Consider the following 209-nt stretch of genomic DNA (forward strand, 5'->3'; position numbering starts at 1 on the left):
TATCAAAATAGAAAATTTTATCACTTATCTGCGTTGGAATAGTTGTGACAAATAGGTCGTAGTCATTCGTATCTGTCACTTCAAACTCCTTCAATGATAAATTATCTACACTTTCAATTGCCCCGGAGAAATAACGTCTTAGTCTAGATTCAATAATAGAACTTAAAATCTTTCCAGTTCCACAGATAATAGCAATTTTAAGTTTGGCG

1 protein-coding gene is annotated in these 209 nt (G+C 32.5%); it reads right to left on the reverse strand.

The features are described 5' to 3' along the window. A partial coding sequence (locus FH871_RS34620) for a hypothetical protein (RefSeq protein ID WP_212768340.1) occupies positions 1-209 on the reverse strand: 209 nt, incomplete at both ends.

It is taken from the genome of Larkinella sp. C7, from assembly GCF_006149005.1.
Taxonomy (GTDB): domain Bacteria; phylum Bacteroidota; class Bacteroidia; order Cytophagales; family Spirosomataceae; genus Larkinella.